The following is a 23,869-nucleotide window of genomic DNA, read 5'->3' on the forward strand; positions in this document are numbered from 1 at the left end:
CTTAGCGATATTTGATGCGTGGATCGATATAGGCGTACAGAAGGTCGACCAAGAGGTTGATCAGGACGAAAATCGTCGCGATCACAAGGATACCGGATTGGATAACCGGATAGTCACGGTTTCCAATGGCGGTCACAATATAACGACCGACACCTGGCCATCCGAAGATCGTCTCTGTCAAAACGGCTCCACCCAACAGCAATCCGGTTTGCAAACCAATTACCGTCAAGACAGGGATCATCGCATTTTTCAGCGCATGCTTGTACACGACCCAAAACTGTGTCAGACCTTTTGCACGAGCGGTTCTGACATAGTCGGCACGCATGACTTCCAGCATGCTCGAACGAGTGATGCGCGCAATAATCGCCATTGGAATCGTACCTAACGCGATTCCTGGCAGGATCAAATGCTTGATGACTTCCCATAGCTGATCCCACTGACCAGCGATCATCGTATCCAGTATATAAAAGTGCGTAATGGCCTCTACGGGATTACGCGAATTGTCGCGACCAACTGATGGCAGCCATTTCAGTTCTTGGGCAAACACCCACTGCTCCATCAAACCTAGCCAAAAAATTGGCATGGATACACCAACCAAGGCGATCAACATCGCACTGTAGTCAAACCAGGAGTTTTGCTTCCACGCAGAAAGAATCCCTGCATTTACACCGATAAACACCGCAATCAGCATGCTCACAATTGTAAGTTCAGTCGTCGCCGCCAAATAAGGCATGATTTCATCTGAAATCGGCGCATTCGTTTGCAATGATTCCCCAAGATTTCCGCTCAAAATATTTTTCATATAATCGAAATACTGTATGTACCACGGATTATTCAATCCCAATGCTTCTCGTATGTCTGCAATCGCTTGTGGTGTTGCCTTTTCTCCCAAAATCGTCAAAGCCGGATCACCAGGGATGGCACGAATAATGGAAAAAACGATGATTGACATGCCCACTAAGACAGGAATGAGCATTAAAATTCTTCGAATGCTGTAAGCTAGCAATGCCATCTCCTCGCCTTCCTGCATAAAATAATCGCTAGATAATGAAAGGAGGGTAAGAAGAGGTATGCACTCCTCTTACCCTTTTACTATGAATCAGCTTACTTGAAATCTACCTTTTCCAAACTTTCAGTCCCTTTTGGATGCGGGTTGTAATCTACGATATTCGCTTTTCCTGCCAATGCTGGTGTAGAGTGTGCCAGCGGAACCATTGGCACGTCTTTGAAAATGATCTCTTGTACTTGTTTGTACATTTTTTCACGCTCTGCTTGCACTGGAGTGGACTGAGCTTTCATCATCAATTGAGAAGCTTCGTCGTTTGCCCAGCGTGTATAGTTGTTGCTGCCAATGCTGTTTTTGTCGAGCAAAACAGCCAAGAAGTTGTCAGGGTCACCATTGTCACCTGTCCAACCAAGCATGAACATTTCTTGTTCACCCAAACGAGTCTTTTCCAAGTACGTTGCCCATTCCATCGTCACGATCTCAGCATCAATCCCGATTTTCTTCAGGTCTTGCTGGATTGCTTCTGCAATCTTCACACCTTCTGGCATGTACGGACGTGGAACTGGCATTGCCCAGAACTTGATTTTGAAACCGTTTGGATGTCCTGCTTCCGCCAGCAATTGTTTCGCTTTATCGAGGTTGAACTCACGATCTTTAATATCGTTGTTATGTCCCCACATGGTTTTTGGCATTGGGTTGACTGCTGGTTCTCCAACCCCATCGAAGAAGGCTGTTACGATTTCAGGTTTGTTAATTGCATAAGCAATGGCTTCACGAACTTTTGGATTGTCGAGTGGCTTCTTCTCTACGTTAAAGCCAATGTACCCAATGTTATTAGTAGGACGCAGGAAGAGTTGCAGGTCTTTGTTGTCTTTGACTGCTGGGATATCATCTGTGTTCAGACCATCCATCATGTCGATCTCACCAGATGCCAAAGCAGTCAGACGTGCCGTATTTTCCGGAATGACCTTAAATACCAATTTATCCAGCTTCGGATATCCTTGGTTCCAGTAATCAGGGTTTTTCTCGAGCGTGATCGTGTCGTTGCGCTTCCACTCTACGAATTTGAAAGGCCCTGTACCGATTGGGTGCTCATTGAATTTCTTAACATCCTTTTTCAATGCTTCAGGAGAACCAATCGCGAAAGGAGACATCGCAAGGTTAGCAAGGAATGGAGCCAATGGACGAGTCAAGGTGAATTTTACAGTGGTAGGATCGACTGCTTCCACAGATTTGATAATGTGGTTCGCGTCACCTTTGTATCCACCGAATTGGCTGATGTAATACTCGAAGCCCTCTGGTGAATGCTGTGGATGGCTCTTGTCGCTCCAGCGCTCAAAGTTGTATTTGACCGCCTCTGCATTGAAATCCGTTCCATCGTGGAATTTCACACCTGATTTCAGTGTCAGCGTATAAACGAGACCATCAGGAGATACTTCCCATTTATCAGCCAACGATGGAGCAAGCTCTGTTGAACCATCCGCGAAGCCAATCAATGTATCCATAACGTTCTCTGTTACCTTAAATGTCTCACCATCTGTTTGCGTGATTGGGTCAAGCCCTTTTGTGTCTGCACCGCGACCGACGATTAATTGCTTCGGTCCAGTTTTTGCAGGCTCAGTTGCAGGTGCCGGAGTTTCTGTCTTTGGTTGTTCTGCCGGCGCTTGTGTCGTAGTGCTAGAGCATCCAGCAATCAGCATGGCCAGCGCTACTAGGCTGGTCATGGTTGCGGAGAGAACCCTCTTCTTCATGAAAACATCCCCCTTTTTCTAATAATGTTCGCATGTTCCTTTTTGGTAGATGGTCGGTCGATACAATACCTCCTGCTTTGCATCCCCCCTTTACAAGACTCCCTTTTGTCGATTAGGACTTGTATAAGTGACAAGCAACAAAGTGACTGTCGCCTGTGTCCGCAAATTCTGGTCGCACAGTACGGCACTCCTCTGTTACATGGGGACACCTCGTATGGAATGTACAGCCACTTGGAGGTTTGGCAGGGCTCGGCACATCTCCCTGGAGGATAACTCTTTCTCGTACCGCATCAGGGTCTGGCGAAGGTACCGCCGACAGTAGTGCTTTCGTATACGGATGGAGCGGATTGGAATACAATTGGCTACTCGTCGTCAGCTCGACAATTCTGCCCAGGTACATCACGCCTACCCGATCACTGATATGACGCACTACACTCAAATCGTGGGCAATGAACAAGTATGTAAGGCCGAATTCGCGTTGCAAATCCTGCATGAGATTGAGCACCTGCGACTGAATGGACACGTCCAGTGCAGACACAGGCTCATCCGCAACGATCAATTTGGGCTTGAGCATCAGCGCTCTCGCAATGCCGATCCGCTGTCTTTGTCCTCCGCTGAATTGATGCGGATAGCGGCTCGCGTGATAGCTGCTCAGTCCAACGATCTCCAACATTTCCTGCACGCGCTTTTTTCGCTCTGCCGAAGAACCCAAACCATGTACAATCAAGGGCTCTTCCAAAATTTTCTCAATATTATGTCTAGGGTTAAGTGAAGCAAACGGGTCCTGAAAGACAATTTGCATGTCACGTCGCATCTTTCTCATCGCATCTGTGGAAAGCGACATGACATCTGTCCCGTCAAAGTTGATTTCACCGGAAGTTGGTTCAATCAGCCGTAGCAAGGAACGTCCCGTCGTGGACTTTCCACAGCCGCTCTCACCTACCAGCCCCAAAGTTTCTCCACTCTTAACGGTAAACGATACATCATCTACCGCCTTTACTACACCTACTTCCCCTCCAAGAACACCGCCTGTGATTGGGTAGTATTTTTTCAAATTTTTTACGATCAGAAGATCTTCAGCCACCTGCATGCTCCTCTCGGGTTATTCGGTCAGCCAGCAGCGGGAAAGGTGATTGTCCCCTACCACTTTTAATTCTGGCATCTCACTGCGGCATCGGTCTGATACTTTATCGCATCTAGGTGCAAAACGGCATCCGACAGTAAGCGAACCCGGAATCGGGACGTTGCCTGGAATTGAATAGAGACGCTCCTGTGATTCTTCCAGCTTCGGCAACGAATTCAACAAGCCGATCGTATAAGGATGCTTCGGATTTTTTAAGATCGTACGAACATCGCCTTGTTCAATCACGTTGCCTGCGTACATCACCACGACGCGATGACACATTTCCGCAACAACCCCAAGGTCGTGGGTAATGAGGAGAATGGCTGTGTCTGCTTCCCGGTTGAGTTGACGCATCAGGTCCAAAATCTGCGCTTGAATCGTCACGTCGAGCGCGGTAGTAGGCTCGTCTGCAATCAAAAGCGCTGGATTGCAAGCCATTGCCATCGCAATCATGACACGCTGCCTCATGCCCCCGGAAAGCTGGTGCGGGTATTCATCGACGATGGCTTCCGCTCGAGGAATTCCGACTTTTTTCAACATCTCAATGGCACGTGCTCTTGCGTCCTTTTTGCTCGCCTTCGTATGTAATCGGACTGATTCTCCTATCTGGTCTCCAATCGTAAACACCGGATTTAACGACGTCATCGGCTCCTGAAAGATCATCGCAATTTCATTCCCGCGGATGTCTCTCATTCGCTTTTCATCGACAGATACGAGGTCCTCCCCCTTGAATTTAATCGAACCTCCCACGATTCTCCCTGGGGGATTGGGTACTAGCTTCATAACGGAAAGGGAGGTAACGCTCTTTCCGCAGCCGGATTCGCCTACGATACCGACTACTTCTCCTTTTTGTACCGTGATCGTCACGCCATCAACGGCAGGGATTTGGCCGCGGTCCGTGAAAAAGTGCGTTTGCAGGTTTTCAATTTGTAGGACAGGATGTGACACGTGGCTCACCTCTCTCACCGATATATACTTCCAAAATAGACCTTTACGTAGACATTATGACATTTATTCAATTTTTTCGCAACACAATAAATTCAAACTATTACCTCTTTACTGATTAAAAAGAATATTTGACTCCCGTTTAAAAATTATGTAAAAGAAATTTATGATAGCCCTTTCATTGTTGATGTAGCCTCACTTGCACTGTTTAAGCAGATTGAGTGAAACATCTGTGGTCGCATGCAAAAGACCCGCTTGTACGGGTCTTTTGTCACTGGGGCTTTCTGCACCCCTTCTTTTTGCGCATAAACCATTTTCACGGTTCAAAAAAACTCCCAACCCAATCGACAAAACTCTGCGCCCCACTTTTAATGCTTCCCCCCAAAGTCAACCCAATCCGACTGACGTAGTTGACCATTTCCTTCGGGTTGGCTGTCTGAACCTGCTTGCCCATTACCGCGATCTCTACTTGCCCTTGGTCCACTTTTTTGATGGAAAAGGTTTGCGCCTGCCCCTCAGGCACTCCACTCACTTTGGATATTCCACGCTCAGCCGTTTGCAATCCCAAAACTACCCCGACCAGCAAGATGATTAACAGTCCAGTCAGCTTCATCGTCACGTTCATGCCCGTCACCTCTTTGCAGGCTCGTCAGAAACTGTTTTGCCTACTTTTTCAGCTTGCTGATAATAGGCTGCGAAAACATCAGCCAATGCTTCTGCCGTATTCTTGCTTTCCTGCACGCTGTTTTCCGTACCACCTATTTCTATTAACAGGCTTCCCGGGGAGAGGGACTGATTATACTCGCCATGATCCGTTTTTGCGCCTTTTTCCATCACGCCACGTGAAAGCTCTGGGTACATTTTTTCCATCAACTCATGAAGCTCTGTTGCAAATGCCTCATTTTTTTCGTAGCTTTTGTTTCTTTTTCCGATGACGAACAATACTCTTCCATACGTTTTTCCTTTGATCGTGACCGTCGTACGATCTCTTGGCGCTGTGTCTCGATGTAGATCGAAGAAGTAGTACAGTTCCTTGTTTTTCTCCGTTGCGGCTTTGACCACTTGCAAAGATTCCGCGTAGGAGAAGGAGTAATGCATTTTTTTGTTCAACAGCTCCTGATAGATGTCGTCGGTGCTCACGTCTGAACCAATTCCTCTGTCATTCAACGCTTCTGATAAATACTTGCTGATTAACGATATATTTCTCGTAGGATGATCGACGGAGGTTCCTACTGGCTTCGTCTCACTAAACCACGATTCCCGATTGTGCGAATTGTAGACGTAAACGATTTTTTTGCCATTCGTAACTGAATTGGGCACAGGAGCTGGCTTTGTTTCGCCTGACTTCGTGGTATCCTCCGGCTTTGGCTCTACGATCGGAACTACTTGCGATTGATCCGCTACCTGTCTCGGATGGGCGGGATACTCCAAATAAAAATCTGCGAGAGAAGCTCCTTTTCCCTGTACGACAAACCTGGCATCCTCTGTCGTCACCATCCCTGGGAGCTCCCTGCCTAGCAAGCTGCGCAAGTCTCCCGGCTGTATATTGGTTGCCAATCGAAAGAGAAAACCCGTTACGCTATTCGTGCGATCATCAGCCTGTGCTTGCACCGTTTCGGACAAAACCGGAATTTCCTGCCCCATCCACCCCAAAATCGCCAGACTGGAAATATGAGAAGCGGCCTGTTGAATGGCGGAGGAAGAAATTGCGATTCGGTTCCCGCCGAGCGAAAGCACTCCTGTCATGACAAACAGGAAGGCAGTTATAAAGGAAAGAACAACGAATTGGCGTTGAATGAGGGTCGCCATCTGTCTCACTCCTCTAGCAGTTGCATGGTTGCACGTCGGGAGAACTTCCCCTCGCGCTTGTCTATGCTTTAGCTTATGAGGCTCATAGAGACGATAGAACCCTTTTCTAGCTTTTCTCTCTCACTCTAGCTTTTCACGACTTAGTGGGTATATGAGCCGCTATTTTCTTCATTTACGGCACTGTGCAAGGCGCGATTCAGACCTGTTGCGATCACATTCGCCACACCTTCAATAAAATCATCAATTTCTTTTGGAGTGACAACCAGATCCTGTCCCAGCGGTCGAAGGACCTCATGAATCAGTTGCCGTTTCTCTTCTTCCGGCAGGGAACCTACCAATCCCATAAATGTCTTGCGGGATTCCAAGTCAGGCAAATCCTCTTCCGTGTACGGTTCCTTACGCTCCGGCAGCGTACTCAATGCCAGTTTGTTAAACGCCCGCTTGCTCTCCACCATCGATTGTCCAAAATGCCCCAGCAAATACGTAATCGCATCATTTACAATCGTGGAGGCAAAAACGACCGTAGGGACTCCTATCGCAATCACAGGTACACCAAGTGTCGCCTGATCAATCGCTTTGCGCTTGTTTCCGACCCCTGATCCAGGGTGAATCCCAGTATCCGATATTTGAATCGTTGTGTTGACCCTGTGCAAAGCGCGGGACGCAAGGGCATCGATACAAATGACAAAATCGGGTTTGCTTTTTTCCACGACACCAAAAATGATCTCACTCGTTTCTATCCCCGTAATCCCAAGGACACCCGGTGATAACCCACTAACTTCCCGATACCCTTCTCCGACAGTTTCAGGCGCCAGTGTGTACAGATGGCGTGTAATCAACAAATTTTCCACAACCATCGGTCCCAGCGCATCTGGGGTCACATTCCAGTTGCCGAGACCAACTACGAGAGCCTTTTTGTCCTCAGTGATTCCCAGCTGTTTGAGAAACATCGCAAATTCGACAGAGAATCGCTTGGCCACCTGCTCCTCAATCGATGTATCATTATCCCGCAGCTTGGGCACTTCAATCGTAAGGTAATGCCCCGGGAGCTTGCCGATTTCCTTCCCCGCTTCCTCTGTTTCCACATGTAATCTCGTTACTTTCACATTGGGCTCGCTGTCGTCAGCTTGCAGCCAAACGCCCTCAATGCCGCTCTCATTCTGCTGCTGGGCAAGCTCGTGGGCCTCTAAGGCCAGATCCGTACGAATGGAATAACCAGATAAATCAATGTTATGTGCCATGTTCATCAGCTCCTTTGATCCGAAGTGAAAAAAGTACTGACCATTTTGTTCCTGCTACTAGCTTGCTTGAATCCTTCATTTTTATTCCGAATCCTTTCTTGCAAATGGGTTCGCCCCATGCTAGAATTACTTTGTTGTATGACTGTATGTCTATGGTCGTATTAAGGAGGTGACACACATGCCAAACATTAAATCCGCGATTAAACGCACCAAAACAATCGAAAAGCGTCGCGCACACCGTGCTTCTCAAAAGTCTGATCTGCGTACTTCTATCAAGAACTATGAGAAAGCTGTCGCTGCTTCCGATGTAGCATTGGCGAAATCTACTCTTCTGGTGGCTGTGAAAAAGCTGGACAAGGCCGCTTCGAAAGGTCTCATTCATAAAAACGCAGCAAACCGTCAAAAGTCTCGTTTGATGAAAAAGCTTAACGTTCTGAGCGCTCCTGTAGCGTAAGAGACCAAGCGCCAAAAAACCCCGTGAACATCTTGTTCTAGGGGTTTTTTACTGTAAAAATCGTCACGACCGTTTTGTTCGTTCGTCATGTGCACGTGCAATGAATAATTCGAGGGCGAGACGCTTGTCCACTTGCCCTGACTTCATCCGAAAATCTTCTTCCGCCAGAATGCCCAGCAGTTTTTTCAACGACTCCTCAGAAAAATGACGCGCTTGCTCCATTGCTTTTTTCACCGCGTAAGGATGCATTTTTATCGTGCCTGCCATCTGTTGCTGCGAATAACCACGCGGAGCCAATTGCTTCACATGCAACAGCATGCGGAACTGCCTCGCCAAGAGAGCCAGCAGCTTGATCGGCTCCTCTCCTGTTTTCATGCAGTCGTACATCATCCTGAGTGCCTTGTCCAATCTCCCCGTAGCGACCTGTTCAATCAGCGCGAATACATCCTGCTCCAGCGTACGTGCTCCGAGCAACTCGATGACCTCGTCCGTGATGCTTTCACCCACCCCGACAAACAGGGCCATCTTTTCGATTTCCTTGTTCAGTAGGCGCAGCTCTGCTCCCACTCGCTCCACAAGCTTCATGGCTTGCTGACGATCGATTTTCGCCTCATATTTACCCGCTTGCCGCTCAACCCAACCGTACAAATCTCCGTCTTTTAGCAACGGAAAAGGGATCACTTTCGCCTTTTGCTGCAGCGTTTTGACCAGCTTTTTTCGTTCATCGAGCTTGTCAGCTTCTGTATGTAGAATAAGCGTGGTGTAGGGAGGCGGATTTTGCAAATAATCGAGCAGAGCATCCGGGTCGCTTTCTACCTTAGTTGAAGGCTTACTTCCTGTTAAAAAGTAGGCTTGTCTGGCAATCACCAATCGATGCTCGCCCATAAACGGCAAGGTTTCCGCATCCTGCAGAATTTCACTCAATCCTGTTTCGGTACAATCATACACGCTCATATTCAAATCCATAAATTCTGGATCAATCATTTCTTTACGAGCCAACGCCAAAAAATCTTCGGCCAGAAAAGACTCTGGACCGTATAAGACATAGATCGGCGAGAATTGTTTTTGCCGTATTTCGCGAATAGCCGATAGGAGTGGCATACGTTTTCTCCCCTTTCCTTCTTCTTACCTGCGTTATTATAGCACATGTTGATCAGAGCAAAGCGAAAAAAAACCGCCACCAGTGAATCGGTAGCGGTTTTTTATCCGTTGGCACCTCTATGTAAACGTTTAGGGAAAAGCCCCGGGATTCCTCCTCCCCAAACGGTAAGCAGGGGGTGCTTGATAATGTACTATACGCAAAATCCCCGCAAGCGGTGCCGGTCCATACGCGGAAAAAAGTTAGTCATTATCTTTATTTTTTTTCTTCTCTTTATTTTTTCCCTTGTCTTTCTCCTCTTGCTTGTCCCCGCCGTCGTCCTTATCGTCATTAGCAGGTTCTTTGTCTTCTCTGTCCGGATTCTCCTCCAGTCCGATCGGCCAGCCCGATGGTTGATCATCTGTCATTACTGGCGTTGGAGGTACAGCTTTCTTTGGTGGCTGTGTCGGATTCGTTTTCTTCGGTGGCGTCGTTTTCTTTTGAACGTTCTTTGCCGGTGGCTTTTTACTCTTCGTCTGAGTAGCCGATCCAGTAGACTTTTTAGCCTTGTCCTCTTCCTCTTTTGAATTCGATGATATTGGATTATTGCTTGGAGGAGTGGGAGTATCTGGCCCAGACGTTTTAGGTTGTTCCACGGCCGCTGGCGTCATGTCCGTTCCGTTCTGGAACGAATCGACTTCTTGCTTCTTACCATCACCGCCCGAGAACAGCATGCCAATCAATAGGCTTGCAGCGACGGCCGTACTACCAAGACTAGCCATCCACACTTTCATCCGCTTCCACTTTTTTGATTCCGGCAGCGAAGACGACTCGCGCTTAACTTCCAGAGTGGGCAGGATTTCCTCGTTCACCGTAGATTTCACCGCAGCAGGCTTTGCAGCGGCTGACTCCAGCTTGGGCAGGATAGAATCTACGATGCTGAACGGAGGTACGACAGGGGGCAGATGTTCTAATTGTTGTGACACATCTTTCAAACGGTTGTACATAAGGTGCAGTTCAGCATCTTTCTCGATCATCCGATAGAGCAGTTGCTGCTCTGACTCCGAAAGATCTCCATCCAGATCCCGCTGCATGAGTTCAAAAATCTCTTCGTTGGTCATCAACCGATCCCCCCTTTCTGGTAGTCGTATAACAGCTCCTGTAACTGTTGCCTAGCCCGAAATAAATACGACTTTACCGTGTTAAGCGGCAAATCTAGTGCCTCCGCTATTTCTTGATAGGACAAATCTTCTAGATAGCGGAGTACTACAACCATCCGGTATTGCTTTGGCAATCTTCCGATGGCTTCCTGGATGTCATTCGACAGCCCGGTGAGAAGGATTTCTTCTTCTACGTTGTTACGATCAGGAATGATCAACTCGTGCTCGTCAATTGAGACCGTTTCCTTCTTCGCGCGAAATTTATCCATACAGACGTTGCTGACAATGCGTTGTACCCAGGTTGAGAACTTTGCTTTTTCCTGATAGGTGTCCAACTTTCGATAAATTCGAATGAGGACTTCCTGGGATGCATCCAGCGCGTCTTGTTCGTTCCCTAGAATGTAATAAGCGCTTCGGTAAACGGAGGTCTCAATAGATCGAAGCAGTTCGACTAGCGCGTCATGATCCCCGGATTGCGCCATCCTGATCAACTCTGCTTCTGGCATATTCTCTTCTCCCCCCTACAGACGGTTCGCTCATTGAAAAAGTTGCAAACAGATTATGTATCCAATATTTGGGCCTGCCAATATAATCCTGCAGGTGTAATAACCAGCGTAATCGCTCCATGAGCATCAGTCCTGTACACGACGGAACCCGATTTTTTTAAGCGATACAGTACTTCGGACGATGGATGCCCGTACCGATTTTTCACCCCAGCAGAGATTACAGCAACTTTTGGTGCTGTGACTGCCAGGAGTTCTTCGGTGCTCGAGGTATTGCTTCCATGATGGGCTACTTTCAAAACATCCACAGAAGTCAAACCGTTTTGAACAAGCTGACTTTCCCCATCCTTTTCAATGTCACCCGTAAACAATACAGTCTTGTTGAAAGCAGTCAGCTGGAGTACTACTGATGCATCATTTCCTGAGAAGGTCGATTCACCCGGATGCAGCCACTTCCACTCGATTCCCGGCCCATCTGACCAAGATTGACCCGGGAGCCCGGTTAAAATCGGAACCCCTTCTTGTTGGAAAAGCTGGACAATCTCGCCCTCTAATTTGGAAGGTGCTGTTCCATTCACCAATACCTCTCCAAAAGAAAAATGAGGAATGAGCGATTTTATCCCCCCGATGTGATCCAGATCGCCATGCGTCATGATGACACGATCGATTTCCTCGATTCCTCTGGCCATCAGAAACGGCAGAACGACGTCTTTCCCCACCTCAAATGGGTCACGCTTTTCCATCCATGGTTCAGCAGCTGGGAACCGCATTGTCCCACCCGCATCCATTAAGTATACCTTCTGATCACCAATTTCGACAACGATGGAATCCCCTTGTCCGACATCAAGGAAGGTAATTCGCACTTCTTCGACTCCGGAAAACGGCTGTCTGGCCGCTACAATGAACAACAGAAATATAACGAAAGTAAGCATTATATCACGCTTTCGATGATAGCCCAACTTCCACAAAATGGGTAGGACACCTAAAAAGCAGGTATACAAAACAAGCCACCACCACGAAGGATGCGGCCAATATGTGAAGGGGAGCCTCATTTTTTCAATAGCAAACAGCGGGAGATGAATCCATTTCAGCATAGCCGTCGATACCCAAACAGGGATCACCGCCAAAAACGGATGGACGAAATCGAGGACAACCGCAATATACCCGAACGGTAGCGCTATAGCCGAGAGAATCGGCGTCACTACCAAATTGACCAGCCAAGACACAGGTGAAAACAAATGAAAATGGTAGATGAGAAACGGAAAAGAAACGAGCTGGGCTGACATAGTAACCGCCACGAGAGTACGAATCCAGACGGGTACTCGCACAAACACATGCAAGCTGTATGGCACAAAAATAATCAGACCAAGTGTCACCGCAAAGGAAAGCTGAAAACCGACATGCCACAGCTGATAAGGATTCACCACCAGCATCAGAATAAGTGCCCCTGCCCAAACGTCCTTGCCGTCCAACCTCTTTCCAAATACCTGACAGAGAAGACCCACACTCCCCATCAGCCCGGATCGGATCGCGGACGCGCTGGCTCCCACCAGGAGTACATACCCAATCAAGAACAAAATCGTTACGACAAATGCGAGTCTGCGTCTGATTCCAATCCGTTCCAAACACCACATAAACATGGAGCTAACCAATGTCACATGCAAACCGGAAATTGCGAGGATATGACTTAAGCCCAAATTCGAATACATGGACGCAAGCTCAGGATTCACCTCTTGTCCAAGACCAAGCAGCAGCGACTTCATGTAACCCGCTGTTTCTGTTTCTGTAAATAATGATTCAATTCGCTTGGCACCCGAGTCCTGCCATTCTTGAAAGCTCGCCGACACGGAAAAAGCAGGTGTCAGATCAACCGCTTGATAGCTTGTTTCCCCTGTGACATGGACACCTTGCCAATACAAATAGCTGGCGTAGTCGAAGGCATGGGGATTGCGCGCAGTAGCTGGTAAGGATAGTCGAATCGGAGCCACGATCACACTGCCACTTCTCCACTGCTCTATTTGTGATGCTTCTTGGAAAGAAGCAAGCTTAACACGAAGCGCGATTTTTTCGAGAGACCGATGCTCATTCTGATCAGGCTGATTTTCACCCCAGGATGTTATCGTGACAAAAAATCTTGCTACATCCCCATCCCTTCTCACAGGTGAATCAATGACACCTTCTATCCAGATCCTCTGCTCCCTTTCTGCCAATGGTTTTACTTCAGAGCTGTAGAGATTCTCGTACCCATAAAAAAAGAGACCTGCTAGAATAGAAATCAGCGAGTAGCATGCAGCGTATTTGCGGTAAGGTAACGGGATACATGCAACAAGTGCCCATGATACGCCTGCAGCCAACAGGAGCCAAGCAGGATGCAAATAGGCGGAGAAAATGAGGCCGATCATCATCGCTAGGCTTGCTATCCATACTGACACTGCAATCCCCCTGTCTGGTTCTTTCATGAGCCGTTTTGTCGAACGATTCATGGTCTCCTAGGGGAGTATATCTAACCGAATGGGGACAAAAATAGAAAAGAAGAAAGGCTAATTCCCTTGTAGAATCAGCGTTTTCGAGGTCAATCACTGGCACTCATAAGAGATTGCGCTGATGGTCGATACATGATAGAGTTAGCAGGAGCAATCCAGTGAGAGGAAGAGTCATTTCTTATGTGCGGAATCGTATCACTCTATAACAAGCGGCAAGTGCCTGTTCAACAAGAAGCGATTAGTGCAATGACGGGTGTCATCCTGCACCGTGGTCCAGATGACGATGGTTTTCACCTTGAAGACAACATCGCCCTGGGCTTTCGTCGTTTAAGCATCATTGACGTGGAAGGCGGACATCAACCGCTGTTTAACGAAACACGTGACATCTGGATTATTGGTAACGGTGAAATCTACAATTACAAAGAGTTACAGCAATGGTTAAAGGACATCGGTCACGTTTTCCATACCGATTCTGATATTGAAACCATCCTCCACCTTTATGAAGAGGTAGGAACAGATGCACCGAAGCATTTGCGCGGGATGTTTGGCTTTACGATCTACGACTCCCGTAAAAAACGTATGTTTGGTGCACGCGACCATTTTGGAATCAAGCCGCTCTACTATGTCGAGACGAATGATTCAATCGGGGTTGCCAGCGAGATTAAAAGCTTGCTGGAGATACCAGGATTCAAGCGCGAAGTGAATCCAACCGCTTTCTATCACTATTTGACGTTCCAATATGTACCTGATCCTGATACGATGTTTGCTGGCATTTATCGTATACCGCCTGCGCACTCGTTCGTGATTGAAAACGACCAGATCAAGCTGGAAAGGTACTGGGATGTAGAATTCAAGCCTGATGAAAGCAAACCGTTCTCTTATTTTGTTGAGGGTACGCGCAGTGTCATGCTCGAATCTGTCGACAAACACCGGATTAGCGAGGTTTCGCGTGGAGCCTTCTTGTCTAGTGGTGTTGACTCTAGCAGTATCGTTGGGATGTTGCGCACATTCGAGCCAGTTAAATCTTTTTCTGTCGGTTCAGATATTCCTGGTTACAGCGAGCTCGATTATGCGAAGCGAACCGCCGCGTATTTGGGATCGGAGCATTTCGAGCGCGTGATAAACGCCAAACAGTACATGGATGAATTGCCGCGACTGATCTGGCATCAGGATGAACCGGTAGCAGACCCATCTGCCATCCTGCTCTATTTCGTAGCGCAGATGGCGAGTGAACACGTGACCGTTGTATTGTCCGGTGAAGGTGCAGATGAATTTTTTGGCGGATACAATATTTACAGAGAGCCACATTCACTCAAAATGTTTTCCGGGATGCCTGGCTGGATGCGCCAATCCATCGGATACATGGCTGAACGCCTCCCTGATCAGGTAAAAGGGAAAAACTTCCTTATCCGCGGATCGAAAACGGTTGAGCAACGCTTTTTCGGAAACGCACTGATTTTCAGTGAAGAGATGAAAAAACGTGTCGTCATGGAAGATATTACCCGTTCGGAAGCGTATGTATCTCCTTTCACCATTACAGAAGAGATTTACAAACGTGCTTCCGAATATGACGATGTGACCAAGATGCAATACTTGGACATTCACACTTGGCTCAGAGGCAACATTTTGATGAAGGCCGACAAGATGACGATGGCCAATTCTTTGGAGCTGCGAGTGCCTTTCATTGATCTGAAGGTATTTGAATTCGCCGCTACCATTCCAACGAAGTACAAAATTGCCAACGGCACGACCAAACACGTGCTTCGTGAAGCAATGAAAGACTTTTTACCACCTGAGATCCAAACGAGAAAGAAGCTGGGCTTCCCTGTTCCAACTCGTCATTGGCTCAAAAACGAATTTTACAAATGGGCAAAAGAGATCATTTTCGAATCCAAGGTGGATAATTTGATCAATAAGGCCTATGTGCTGTACATGCTCGATGAACACCGCGAAGGCAATGCGGATTACAGTCGCAAAATCTGGACGATCCTGGTCTTCATGCTGTGGCATCAAATCTTCATTGAGCAAAAGCACAATTTTGAGCCTTATGTCAGCCCGAATGTAGACCATCGCCGCAAAAAAAATTCGCTGCTGCATATTGGCTAAAAGCGAAAACGCAATAAATAGATTTGCAGACCCTCTCTTACTTTTCGTAGCATCGTTGATAGAGAACAAGTTCACTCTATGAACGTATCGCTATGTGAAGGACGGGAGGGTTTTTTGTTATGGTGCTGGAATGGTGGGAGCGTTATCGTCGTTTCATCTTGCTGACTGCGGCTGTTCTGTTTGTCGGTTGTAGCTATTGGTTATATCAACGCGACCAATCGCATAAGACTGACGAACTACCGTTGCATGCTCCTGCTTATGCTGCATCGAATGTTGAAACAAAAGAACGGCCAGATGATTCAGGAACTGCTCAACCTGCCAAGCCTATAAAAACGACACCGGAAAAAGATAAAGAAAAGGAACCACTCCCCCCTCCGCTTTATGTCGATGTGAAAGGGCAAGTGAAAAATCCCGGTTTATACCAATTCGAACCAGGTACCCGTGTCGCAAATGCCATCGAAAAAGCAGGAGGAGCACTGCCTGATGCTGACCTTGTCCAGATCAATTTGGCAGCGCCGCTCACAGATGGAGCTGCTCTTGTCATCCCGGCTAAAGGGGCAGCCGCGCCAGTCTCCGCATCCATTGGCCTTGTACAATCTACTACCAGCTTATCCACCACTGGTGCCTCCTCAGCGATTAATCTCAACACAGCAACTGTCGAACAGCTCATGAGCCTTCCCGGGATTGGAGAAACACGTGCCAAGGCAATCGTGGATTACAGGTCAAAACAAGGGCCATTTCGTTCAGCGGATGACCTGAAACAGATTGAGGGAATTGGCGAGAAGATGTTTGCACGGATAAAGGATCGGCTCTTGGTTCAATGAGTGCTCAGCATCCGGTCATGATCATCGGCACTCCTACATAGAATGGGAAAAGAATATCGGAGGGAGGTATGCCCATGAATAGAATTGGGTTCATTGGTACGGGCAGCATGGGCAGTATCTTGATTGAATCACTGCTGTCAGCCAAGGCGCTGACTCCTAGTCATGTCATTATCAGCAACAGAACCCTTTCAAAGGCGCAGCAACTGGCAGAAAAACATCCCGGGCTCATTGTCGCGCACAGCAATGCCGATTTGGTCAAAGAAGCTACAACGATCGTGCTGTGCGTCAAGCCACTGGAATATAGTGTGATGCTCGAACAAATTGCTCCTGCCTTAACGCAAGACCACCTATTGATTACGATCACCAGTCCGATCAAGCTTGCGGATTTGGAGTCTCAAGTTCCTTGTGCGGTTGCCAGAGTCGTTCCTTCTATAACAAATGCCGTAAGGAGTGGTGTCAGCTTATGTGAATTCGGATCACGAATTCAAGAGGAACAACGTCATTTAATACGAAGTCTGTTTGCCCACATTAGCTCCCCTATAGAAATTTCCGAGCCCTTTTTACGAATTACTTCTGACATTGTCAGTTGCGGGCCAGCGTTTATCAGCTATATTTTGCAGCAAATGATTCAAGAAGCTGTTGAAGAAACTGGCATTTCCGCAGAAGCTGCTACCTACATGACTACGCAAATGCTAATTGGGATCGCAGATCTTTTACGCGAAGAAGCGTTCACCCTACCTACACTGCAAAAGAGGGTCTGCGTGCCCGGAGGAATTACTGGGGAAGGACTAATTCCTTTGCAAGACGGTATTCCCGGTCTTTTCGCCCAAGTATTTCGTCGCACACAAGCGAAGTTTGCCGAGGACCAGGAACTGGTTGCACGAAATTTAAATAATCAGCCGCATTAGTGCAAGACGAAGAAGCTTTGATTTACGAAAAAAAGGAGTGGAAACCTGTCGCTCACAGGCTCCACTCCTCTTCTTATTTCTGACGTCCTTTTCTTAACGAACGACGATATTCACCAGTTTGCCTGGAACAGCGATGACTTTGACGATCGTTTTTCCTTCGATCAGTTCGCTAATCATCTCGTTGTTTTTCGCCATCTCTTCCATCTGTTCTTTCGTCGAATCAGAAGCGATGAGCAGCTTTTCTTTGTTTTTGCCGTTAATTTGCAGGACGATTTCTACCTCGTCTTCAACCAGCTTCGCTTCGTCATACGTAGGCCATGCTGCGTATGCCACGCCCTCGCTGTGACCGAGTTTTTCCCACAGCTCTTCACCCAAGTGCGGAGCGATTGGAGACAGCATTTTTACAAAGTCCTCCATGAATTTCTTCGGCAGAACTTCTGCTTTGTACGCTTCGTTTACGAATACCATCAACTGAGAGATACCTGTATTGAAACGCAGGCCCTCGTAGTCTTCTGTTACTTTTTTCACAGTTTGGTGGTACACGCGCTCCATGCCAGCCACGTTGGAGGTTTCCACGATTTTTTCGTTCAGCTCACCGTTGTCACCCACAAACAGACGATATACGCGATCCAGGAAGCGGCGTGCGCCATCCAAGCCTTTTGTCGACCAAGCGATCGAAGCATCCAGTGGTCCCATGAACATTTCGTATATGCGCAGTGTGTCGGCACCATGGCTGGTGATGATATCGTCTGGGTTTACGACGTTGCCTTTGGACTTACTCATCTTCTCGTTGTTTTCACCCAGGATCATTCCTTGGTTATACAGCTTTTGGAATGGTTCCTTGGTTGGTACGACACCGATATCGTACAGGAACTTGTGCCAGAAACGAGAGTAGAGCAAGTGCAGCACCGCATGCTCTGCACCACCAATGTAAATGTCGATTGGCAGCCATTCTTTCAGTTTGTCTGGATCAGCCAATGCCTTGTCATTGTGTGGATCGATGAAGCGCAGGAAGTACCAGCAGCTACCCGCCCATTGCGGCATCGTGTTTGTCTCACGACGTGCTTTCATGCCTGTTTCCGGATCGACAGTATTTACCCACTCCGAGATGTTTGCCAATGGCGATTCACCTGTACCGGATGGTTTGATTTCTTTTGTTTTAGGCAATACGATTGGCAGTTCGGATTCTGGAACGACTTTCATCGTGCCGTCTTCCAGATGGAGAATCGGAATTGGTTCACCCCAGTAGCGTTGACGGCTGAACAGCCAGTCGCGCAGACGGTACGTTACTTTGCGATTTCCTTTGCCTTCCGCTTCCAGCCACTCGATCATTTTGCTGATAGCCTCTTCTTTGTTCAAACCATCGAGCATGCCGGAGTTGATGTGCTCTCCGTCGCCTGCATACGCCTCTTTGGAGATATCTCCACCAGCGATTACTTGCTTGATTGGCAGATCGAATGTTTTCGCGAACTCATAGTCGCGTTCATCGTGGGCTGGAACCGCCATGATAGAGCCTGTTCCGTAGCTGATCAGCACGTAATCTGCAATCCAGATTGGCAGACGCTCGCCGTTAACCGGGTTGATCGCATACGCTCCGGTAAATACTCCTGTCTTTTCTTTCGCCAGATCGGTACGCTCCAGATCGCTCTTGTGCTTCGCTTGATCCAGATACGCTTCCACTGCTTCTTTTTGAGCTGGTACGGTAATTTGCTCAACCAGCTTGTGCTCAGGAGCCAATACCGCATAGGTTGCTCCGTAGAGAGTGTCTGGACGAGTCGTAAAGACAGTGAAGGATTCGTCATGACCTTCGATACCAAAGGTTACTTCTGCCCCTTCAGAACGACCGATCCAGTTGCGTTGCATTTCCTTGATGCTCTCTGGCCAATCCAGTTCATCCAGATCAGCGATCAGTCTTTCCGCGTACGCAGTAATTTTCAAGACCCATTGCTTCATTGGGCGGCGTTCTACTGGGTGTCCGCCACGCTCACTTTTTCCGTCAATAACTTCTTCGTTCGCCAAAACCGTTCCCAAAGCAGGGCACCAGTTTACAGCTACCTCGTCAATATAAGCCAAGCCGTTCTCATACAGCTTCGTAAAAATCCATTGTGTCCACTTGTAGTAATTCTGATCGGTCGTATTGATTTCGCGATCCCAGTCGTAGGAAAATCCGAGTGACTTAATTTGGCGACGGAACGTGTTGATATTGTGCTCGGTGAATTCTGCCGGATCGTTTCCTGTATCGAGCGCGTATTGCTCCGCTGGCAAACCAAACGCATCCCACCCCATTGGATGGAGAACGTTATATCCTTGCATCCGCTTCATGCGGGACAAAATATCAGTAGCCGTATAGCCTTCTGGATGTCCTACGTGCAGGCCAGCTCCAGATGGATACGGGAACATGTCGAGTGCGTAAAACTTTTTCTTGCCCTCATCCTCGGAGGTTTTGAAGGTCTTGTTCTGCTCCCAATATTGCTGCCACTTCTTTTCGACATTTTGATGACTGAATACCATGGTAAAGCACTCCCATCTTAAAATAGGTGAAAATACGAAAACCTCTATCGAGGATTGCTCAAAGATGAGCGACCGCGTATTAACGGAATGTTTTCCGTAATATCGGGAAGAAACCCGAAGAAGTTTATACTTTCCGATATTATAAAGAAAACCTCACATCCCAGATCGCTATTGCGAAAGGGACGAGAGGTTATTTACATTCCCGCGGTACCACCCAGATTGGCAAATGACAAGCATTCACCCACTTGTTTCATCCGTATCGGGGATAAGCCGCTCACCCTTACGCAGTCATTGCTTGAATGACCTTGGGGGCAAGTGCTGGGAGGTGAGTTCAGATAGATCCGGGTTGACTTGCACCATCCGTCAACTCTCTGTGAATGCTCGAATCCAATTCCTACTATTCCTCTTAAACGCGTCGAAATCTGTAGTTATAACGCCATTATAGTCAATCTGAACCAATCATGTCAAACGTTTCGGCTTGCGGGCTGAAAAAAATAGGCGCTCACTCGCTTCTTGTGGCGGCATATCCGAGTAATCAGCGGTGATGACAATGTCTGTGAAGCCAGCATCTGTCAGCCAGCGCATCAGTTGGACAGGCTGATAAGCCCGTTGCCAATGCTCCTCTTCCATCCGCTCGTACAATCCGTTTGGCTGACGAATGAAAAACGTTAACTGATGCTCTACCTCCAGTCGCAGCGGGTCGCAAAAACATTGCCAAATATACGAAACTTCATCCTCTACATGTGTGAACGTCTCGTCTCCGAAAATGTGCAGCATCTTGTACGGGCTGTGCACATCAAACAGAAAGCTCCCACCGGGCGCGAGATGAGCGAAAACGCGCTTGAACGTTTCCTGCACATCCGCTTCCTCTGTAAGATAGCTCAATGAATCACACAAGGAGATGACCGCATCCGCTTCGGGCAAGGACAGCTCCCGCATATCCTGCTCTACCCACGCTACATCCACTTGTTCCTGCCTCATTTTGTCATAGGCGATCGCAAGCATTTCTGTTGAGAGATCCACTCCAGTAACACGGTATCCCCGCTTGGCGAGTGGGATCGCAATCGTGCCAGTCCCACAGCCAAGATCAATGACCCGCACAGGCTTCTCTCCCTTTGTCCAATGACGCTCGACCCAATCGAGCCACTGGTCATAAGGAGTATCCGCCATCAGCCTGTCATATACAGCGGCCATATGTGCGTATGCCATTTGTCCTTACCCTTGCGCGCTGAAGGAAACTTCCTCTGCATCCTTCCACAGGCGCTCCAGGTTGTAAAACTCGCGATCTTCGCGATGGAAAACGTGAATGACGATATCGCCCAGATCAACCAGTACCCAGCGACCTTCATCCGCTCCCTCGATGCCACGGACATCATAGCCGTTTTTGTGGGCTTGATCACGGATTTCGCGAACAATTGCCTGTACTTGACGCTCGTTGTTTCCGTGGCAAATCATGAAATAGTCTGCGATCACGGACAGCTTTTTAATATCGAGCACCTTCAAGTTCTCTGCTTTCTTGTCCTCTACTGCCTTCACAACCAACTGTGCCAAATCTTCTACTGTTTTAACCACTAAAACCCTCCTTCTCTCCCTTTGCGGGAAACCAAATCGTTATATGCAGTCAATGTCAACGGGAAAACCGTCTTTTGCTTCTCTATCAAAAATTGAATCGTGCCTCCCAAGGCGAGTGCCAGGGCGGCATCCAAATCGTGCATGGCTTTGGCGCGAATAAAATCAACACCAGGGTAAACCCGGTTTGGTTCTATATAGTCTGCCACACAGACTACTTTTTCTAACAGGGACATGCCAGCACGACCCGTTGTATGGTAGCGAACAGCTTGTAAAATATCTGCATCCGTTACACCTAGATCAGTCTGGATCACAATGGCTGCTGCAAAGGCGTGCCACAGCTCTTTTTCCCCTTCCAAAAGCTCTGTAGGCATATCGTGGCGAACGAGAATTTCGAACATTTTTTCCACAGGCCAGCACTTACAGTAATCGTGCAACAGTCCAGCAAGCTCGGCTTTGTCTGGATCAGCCCCGAATCTCTCTGCCAGCTCGCGAGCCGACGCAGCCACCCCTAGCGTGTGATTGTAGCGTTTTTCATGCATTTGTTGCCGTACGCGAACGAGAAGCTCTTCCCGATTATCCAAAAGTCTCATAGATTCGGTTCTCCTTTATATAGCGCTCCACGGCATCAGGTACAAGATAACGGATGCTTTTCCTGGTAGCTGCCTTCTCGCGAACCATCGTAGAAGAAATGTCCCAAACAGGCATCTCCACAAATGTGACGTCCTCGCTCGATTTCAGGTCCAGTTCGGTTCCTGGCCTCGCTAGACCTATAAAGCGTACCATATGAATCAGCTCTTGGTACTGGTACCATTTGGGCAAGATTTTTACCATATCTCCTCCCATGATAAAGGAAAACCGGCAATCCGGGAACTGCCTGACGAGCTGAACCATCGTGTCATAGGTGTACGATGGACCTTCTCTTGCGAACTCCACATCTGTTACACGAAACACCTCGTGATCAGACACGGCGAGCTGAACCATTTGCAAGCGGTGATGCGCCAGCGTCAGACTCTCTCTCTTTTTGTGCGGTGGAACGTGTGTAGGCATAAACCAGACTTCGTCCAGGCCCGCTTGCTCTCTGGCTTGTTCGGCCGCCAACAAGTGCCCACAATGAATCGGGTCAAACGTTCCTCCCATGATCCCTACTTGCTTGATTTGCTGTCTCATCGCATGCAGGTCTCTTATGGAAGCTTGATCGTCTTGTTCTCCCGGGACTCTTTGTACAAGACAACCGTATGGCCAATCAACTGCACAAGCTCTGCTCCAGCACCTGCTGCCAGATCTTCTGCCACTTGATGTTTATCGTCATTATTGTTTTGCAAGATCGCTACCTTGATCAATTCACGTACTTCCAACGCTTCTTTGATCTGAGTGATCATGTTTTCGTTTACCCCGCCTTTTCCTACTTGGAAAATGGGGGTGAGATGATGTGCTTCTGCGCGCAAAAAGCGCTTTTGCTTGCCAGTCAACATCGGCAATGCCTCCTTTTACATCCTGCCTATCAGGTTGTTTTCTTTAATTGTTGCAAGACGACCTCACGCATAACCCCAGTTGGTGCTCGTTCGCCCGTCCACAGTTCAAAAGCCAGTGCACCTTGATTCACGAACATGCCGATTCCGGAATGAACAGTGGCACCGATAGCACGCGCTTCTTTGAGCAGACGCGTTTCGAGCGGGTTATAAATCAGATCGCTAACGGTTAAACCAGAATGAAGCCATTCTGCTGGCACAGGTGTCTCCTGTACGTTTGGCAGCATTCCGATCGATGTCGTATTGATCAACAGCGAAGAATCTGCGATGGCAGCTGCCCCTTCGCCCTGTTCTACGATTTTCGTTGGTACAATCGTCCCGACATGCTCAGCCAATACTGCGGCTCTTTCCCGGGAACGATTGATGATGCGAATTTCCCTGACTCCTTGTTCAGCCAAGGTAAACGCCACTGCACGCGCAGCGCCTCCAGCCCCTACCATGGTTACCACTTGCTTTTCAAGAACGATTCCCGTCTCTTCCACAAGCGAACGAACATAGCCCATACCATCTGTGTTGTAGCCAATCAAGCGTCCATCACGAGAAACGACGGTATTGACAGCCCCGATTCGTTTAGCAAGCGGATCGATTTCATCCAGCATCGGCATGATAGCGACCTTGTGGGGGATCGTGACGTTAATCCCTTTCAAGCCTAAGGCGCGAATACCCGCGACTGCATCTTCCAGATTTTCCGGTTCAACATCGAACGCCGCATAGGCAAATCCCAACCCGGTCTCTGAAAAAGCTGTATTGTGCATCATCGGTGATTGCGAGTGGGAAACTGGATGTCCAAACAAGCCAACCAGTTTTGTTTTGCTTGTAATCATGGAGCTTTTCCTCCCCGGACGTCTCTCTATAGCATATGGCAA

The 23,869-nt window shown here is 48.1% G+C and carries 22 protein-coding genes; 4 read left to right on the top strand and 18 right to left on the bottom strand.

Going from position 1 to position 23,869, the window contains the following annotated elements; translation table 11 throughout:
* Nucleotide 1 precedes the first annotated feature (1 nt).
* The 7 genes from PMI05_RS24545 to gpr all read right to left on the bottom strand — a co-directional run bounded on the left by PMI05_RS24545 (nucleotide 2) and on the right by gpr (nucleotide 7,875).
* Nucleotides 2-1,012, bottom strand: a complete 1,011-nt coding sequence (locus PMI05_RS24545; RefSeq protein ID WP_007727732.1) for an ABC transporter permease — start codon at nucleotides 1,010-1,012, stop codon at nucleotides 2-4.
* 92 nt (nucleotides 1,013-1,104) lie between these two features.
* Nucleotides 1,105-2,757, bottom strand: a complete 1,653-nt coding sequence (locus PMI05_RS24550; RefSeq protein WP_007727734.1) for an ABC transporter substrate-binding protein — start codon at nucleotides 2,755-2,757, stop codon at nucleotides 1,105-1,107.
* Nucleotides 2,758-2,869: 112 nt separating this feature from the next.
* On the bottom strand, nucleotides 2,870-3,841 hold the full coding sequence (locus PMI05_RS24555) for an ABC transporter ATP-binding protein (RefSeq protein ID WP_007727736.1): 972 nt from the start codon (nucleotides 3,839-3,841) through the stop codon (nucleotides 2,870-2,872).
* A gap of 18 nt (nucleotides 3,842-3,859) precedes the next feature.
* Complete coding sequence (locus PMI05_RS24560; RefSeq protein ID WP_007727737.1) at nucleotides 3,860-4,828, bottom strand: ABC transporter ATP-binding protein; 969 nt, start codon at nucleotides 4,826-4,828, stop codon at nucleotides 3,860-3,862.
* 313 nt (nucleotides 4,829-5,141) lie between these two features.
* Nucleotides 5,142-5,450, bottom strand: a complete 309-nt coding sequence (locus tag PMI05_RS24565; protein ID WP_007727739.1) for a YqxA family protein — start codon at nucleotides 5,448-5,450, stop codon at nucleotides 5,142-5,144.
* Nucleotides 5,451-5,455: 5 nt separating this feature from the next.
* The gene (gene spoIIP, locus PMI05_RS24570) at nucleotides 5,456-6,634 is read right to left on the bottom strand and encodes a stage II sporulation protein P (RefSeq protein ID WP_007727742.1); all 1,179 of its coding nucleotides are present in this window, start codon (nucleotides 6,632-6,634) and stop codon (nucleotides 5,456-5,458) included.
* 140 nt (nucleotides 6,635-6,774) lie between these two features.
* Nucleotides 6,775-7,875 carry a GPR endopeptidase gene (gpr, locus tag PMI05_RS24575; protein ID WP_007727750.1) on the bottom strand — a complete coding sequence of 367 codons (1,101 nt, stop codon included), beginning with the start codon at nucleotides 7,873-7,875 and terminating at the stop codon, nucleotides 6,775-6,777.
* Nucleotides 7,876-8,053: 178 nt separating this feature from the next.
* Here gpr and rpsT point away from each other — a divergent pair, with 178 nt between their 5' ends.
* Nucleotides 8,054-8,329 carry a 30S ribosomal protein S20 gene (gene rpsT / locus PMI05_RS24580; RefSeq protein ID WP_007727753.1) on the top strand — a complete coding sequence of 92 codons (276 nt, stop codon included), beginning with the start codon at nucleotides 8,054-8,056 and terminating at the stop codon, nucleotides 8,327-8,329.
* 63 nt (nucleotides 8,330-8,392) lie between these two features.
* Here the strand turns inward: rpsT and holA are convergent, their stop codons facing one another.
* From holA to PMI05_RS24600, 4 genes are all read right to left on the bottom strand, one after another.
* Complete coding sequence (gene holA / locus PMI05_RS24585) at nucleotides 8,393-9,430, bottom strand: DNA polymerase III subunit delta (RefSeq protein ID WP_007727755.1); 1,038 nt, start codon at nucleotides 9,428-9,430, stop codon at nucleotides 8,393-8,395.
* A 240-nt stretch (nucleotides 9,431-9,670) separates the two neighbouring features.
* Nucleotides 9,671-10,528, bottom strand: coding sequence for an anti-sigma factor (locus PMI05_RS24590; RefSeq protein ID WP_007727756.1), 858 nt, complete (start codon nucleotides 10,526-10,528; stop codon nucleotides 9,671-9,673).
* Nucleotides 10,528-11,073, bottom strand: a complete 546-nt coding sequence (locus tag PMI05_RS24595) for an RNA polymerase sigma factor (protein ID WP_007727758.1) — start codon at nucleotides 11,071-11,073, stop codon at nucleotides 10,528-10,530. Before PMI05_RS24595 ends, PMI05_RS24590 begins: the two co-directional genes overlap by 1 nt.
* A 53-nt stretch (nucleotides 11,074-11,126) precedes the next feature.
* The gene (locus tag PMI05_RS24600; RefSeq protein WP_039961327.1) at nucleotides 11,127-13,529 is read right to left on the bottom strand and encodes a DNA internalization-related competence protein ComEC/Rec2; all 2,403 of its coding nucleotides are present in this window, start codon (nucleotides 13,527-13,529) and stop codon (nucleotides 11,127-11,129) included.
* 204 nt (nucleotides 13,530-13,733) lie between these two features.
* On the opposite strand from PMI05_RS24600, the gene asnB reads away from it, so the two are divergent.
* The 3 genes from asnB (at nucleotide 13,734) to comER (ending at nucleotide 17,391) form a co-directional block, all read left to right on the top strand.
* A complete protein-coding gene (asnB, locus tag PMI05_RS24605; protein ID WP_007727760.1) occupies nucleotides 13,734-15,659 on the top strand; it encodes an asparagine synthase (glutamine-hydrolyzing) in 1,926 nt (641 codons plus the stop codon).
* A gap of 119 nt (nucleotides 15,660-15,778) precedes the next feature.
* Entirely contained in the window at nucleotides 15,779-16,483 is a 705-nt protein-coding gene (locus tag PMI05_RS24610; RefSeq protein WP_007727761.1) for a helix-hairpin-helix domain-containing protein, read from the top strand.
* 74 nt (nucleotides 16,484-16,557) lie between these two features.
* Nucleotides 16,558-17,391, top strand: coding sequence for a late competence protein ComER (gene comER / locus PMI05_RS24615; RefSeq protein WP_007727765.1), 834 nt, complete (start codon nucleotides 16,558-16,560; stop codon nucleotides 17,389-17,391).
* A gap of 93 nt (nucleotides 17,392-17,484) precedes the next feature.
* Here the strand turns inward: comER and leuS are convergent, their stop codons facing one another.
* The 7 genes from leuS to PMI05_RS24650 form a co-directional block, all read right to left on the bottom strand.
* Nucleotides 17,485-19,902 (bottom strand): leucine--tRNA ligase, encoded by a 2,418-nt coding sequence (leuS, locus tag PMI05_RS24620; RefSeq protein WP_007727769.1) that lies wholly within the window; start codon nucleotides 19,900-19,902, stop codon nucleotides 17,485-17,487.
* A gap of 459 nt (nucleotides 19,903-20,361) precedes the next feature.
* On the bottom strand, nucleotides 20,362-21,111 hold the full coding sequence (locus PMI05_RS24625) for a class I SAM-dependent methyltransferase (RefSeq protein WP_007727771.1): 750 nt from the start codon (nucleotides 21,109-21,111) through the stop codon (nucleotides 20,362-20,364).
* Nucleotides 21,112-21,117: 6 nt separating this feature from the next.
* A complete protein-coding gene (gene rsfS, locus PMI05_RS24630; protein ID WP_007727773.1) occupies nucleotides 21,118-21,474 on the bottom strand; it encodes a ribosome silencing factor in 357 nt (118 codons plus the stop codon).
* Nucleotides 21,474-22,064, bottom strand: coding sequence for a bis(5'-nucleosyl)-tetraphosphatase (symmetrical) YqeK (gene yqeK, locus PMI05_RS24635; protein WP_007727774.1), 591 nt, complete (start codon nucleotides 22,062-22,064; stop codon nucleotides 21,474-21,476). The genes rsfS and yqeK overlap by 1 nt, the downstream gene beginning before the upstream one ends.
* The gene (locus PMI05_RS24640; protein WP_007727775.1) at nucleotides 22,048-22,641 is read right to left on the bottom strand and encodes a nicotinate-nucleotide adenylyltransferase; all 594 of its coding nucleotides are present in this window, start codon (nucleotides 22,639-22,641) and stop codon (nucleotides 22,048-22,050) included. The genes yqeK and PMI05_RS24640 overlap by 17 nt, the downstream gene beginning before the upstream one ends.
* A gap of 14 nt (nucleotides 22,642-22,655) precedes the next feature.
* Complete coding sequence (gene yhbY, locus PMI05_RS24645; RefSeq protein ID WP_007727776.1) at nucleotides 22,656-22,946, bottom strand: ribosome assembly RNA-binding protein YhbY; 291 nt, start codon at nucleotides 22,944-22,946, stop codon at nucleotides 22,656-22,658.
* A gap of 29 nt (nucleotides 22,947-22,975) precedes the next feature.
* Nucleotides 22,976-23,827: a shikimate dehydrogenase gene (locus PMI05_RS24650; RefSeq protein ID WP_007727777.1), complete on the bottom strand. Its 852-nt coding sequence runs from the start codon at nucleotides 23,825-23,827 to the stop codon at nucleotides 22,976-22,978.
* Nucleotides 23,828-23,869 lie beyond the last annotated feature (42 nt).

This window comes from Brevibacillus sp. BC25 (assembly GCF_000282075.1).
Taxonomy (GTDB): Bacteria; Bacillota; Bacilli; order Brevibacillales; family Brevibacillaceae; genus Brevibacillus.

Excerpts from the sequence above, each read along its gene's own strand:
- PMI05_RS24625 (WP_007727771.1), bottom strand. The coding sequence starts at position 21,111 with ATGGCATACGCACATATGGCCGCTGTATATGACAGGCTGATGGCGGAT.
- PMI05_RS24640 (WP_007727775.1), bottom strand. The coding sequence starts at position 22,641 with ATGAGACAGCAAATCAAGCAAGTAGGGATCATGGGAGGAACGTTTGAC.
- leuS (WP_007727769.1), bottom strand. The coding sequence starts at position 19,902 with ATGGTATTCAGTCATCAAAATGTCGAAAAGAAGTGGCAGCAATATTGG.
- PMI05_RS24600 (WP_039961327.1), bottom strand. The coding sequence starts at position 13,529 with ATGAAAGAACCAGACAGGGGGATTGCAGTGTCAGTATGGATAGCAAGC.
- holA (WP_007727755.1), bottom strand. The coding sequence starts at position 9,430 with ATGCCACTCCTATCGGCTATTCGCGAAATACGGCAAAAACAATTCTCG.
- asnB (WP_007727760.1), top strand. The coding sequence starts at position 13,734 with ATGTGCGGAATCGTATCACTCTATAACAAGCGGCAAGTGCCTGTTCAA.
- PMI05_RS24650 (WP_007727777.1), bottom strand. The coding sequence starts at position 23,827 with ATGATTACAAGCAAAACAAAACTGGTTGGCTTGTTTGGACATCCAGTT.
- rpsT (WP_007727753.1), top strand. The coding sequence starts at position 8,054 with ATGCCAAACATTAAATCCGCGATTAAACGCACCAAAACAATCGAAAAG.
- yqeK (WP_007727774.1), bottom strand. The coding sequence starts at position 22,064 with ATGAGACTTTTGGATAATCGGGAAGAGCTTCTCGTTCGCGTACGGCAA.
- PMI05_RS24590 (WP_007727756.1), bottom strand. The coding sequence starts at position 10,528 with ATGACCAACGAAGAGATTTTTGAACTCATGCAGCGGGATCTGGATGGA.
- PMI05_RS24565 (WP_007727739.1), bottom strand. The coding sequence starts at position 5,450 with ATGAACGTGACGATGAAGCTGACTGGACTGTTAATCATCTTGCTGGTC.
- gpr (WP_007727750.1), bottom strand. The coding sequence starts at position 7,875 with ATGGCACATAACATTGATTTATCTGGTTATTCCATTCGTACGGATCTG.
- PMI05_RS24550 (WP_007727734.1), bottom strand. The coding sequence starts at position 2,757 with ATGAAGAAGAGGGTTCTCTCCGCAACCATGACCAGCCTAGTAGCGCTG.
- yhbY (WP_007727776.1), bottom strand. The coding sequence starts at position 22,946 with ATGTTGACTGGCAAGCAAAAGCGCTTTTTGCGCGCAGAAGCACATCAT.
- spoIIP (WP_007727742.1), bottom strand. The coding sequence starts at position 6,634 with ATGGCGACCCTCATTCAACGCCAATTCGTTGTTCTTTCCTTTATAACT.
- comER (WP_007727765.1), top strand. The coding sequence starts at position 16,558 with ATGAATAGAATTGGGTTCATTGGTACGGGCAGCATGGGCAGTATCTTG.
- PMI05_RS24545 (WP_007727732.1), bottom strand. The coding sequence starts at position 1,012 with ATGGCATTGCTAGCTTACAGCATTCGAAGAATTTTAATGCTCATTCCT.
- PMI05_RS24610 (WP_007727761.1), top strand. The coding sequence starts at position 15,779 with ATGGTGCTGGAATGGTGGGAGCGTTATCGTCGTTTCATCTTGCTGACT.
- PMI05_RS24595 (WP_007727758.1), bottom strand. The coding sequence starts at position 11,073 with ATGCCAGAAGCAGAGTTGATCAGGATGGCGCAATCCGGGGATCATGAC.